This is a genomic window from Burkholderia ubonensis, assembly GCF_902833085.1.
In the GTDB taxonomy this organism is placed as follows: Bacteria; Pseudomonadota; Gammaproteobacteria; order Burkholderiales; family Burkholderiaceae; genus Burkholderia; species Burkholderia ubonensis.
Genome location: NZ_CADFEB010000027.1, coordinates 1 through 488, shown reverse-complemented (window position 1 = coordinate 488; position 488 = coordinate 1). Strand labels below are relative to the sequence as shown.

Annotated in this window: 1 protein-coding gene; it reads left to right on the top strand. The window is 67.0% G+C overall.

The window, feature by feature from the left end:
- Positions 1-488: type VI secretion system tip protein VgrG (gene vgrG / locus HWX31_RS34665; RefSeq protein ID WP_175934023.1), on the top strand; the 488-nt coding region annotated here is incomplete at both ends.

The following is a 488-nucleotide window of genomic DNA, read 5'->3' as shown; positions in this document are numbered from 1 at the left end:
GGAACCGGGCAGACCTATCGCGCCGAGGCGCAGTTTGAACTGCTGCCGGCAAACGAGCCGTTCCGGCTCGCGCGAAGCGTGCGGAAACCGCGCCTGTCCGGCCCGGAGAAGGCCATCGTCGTCGGCCCGGCCGGACAGGAGGTCTGGACGGACCAATACGGCCGGGTCAAGGTGCAGTTCGGGTGGGATCGTCACGGCAAGCTGGACGAGCATTCCGGAATCTGGCTGCGCGTGCTGTCGCCGTGGCAGGGCATTGAGATGGGGGCGACGTTCCTCCCGCGCGTCGGTCATGAGGTCGCCGTGGAGCACTACTACGGCGACCCGGATTTGCCCGTGATCGTCGGCAGCGCCGTGAATGCGTTCCACCAACCGGCGCTGGACCTGCCGGACAACCAGGCGGTAACGGTGCTGCGCGGCCGGGAGTTTCAAGGCACGGCGTCCGGCCATCTGGCGATCGACGATACGCAGGGACAAATCCAGACGCAGAT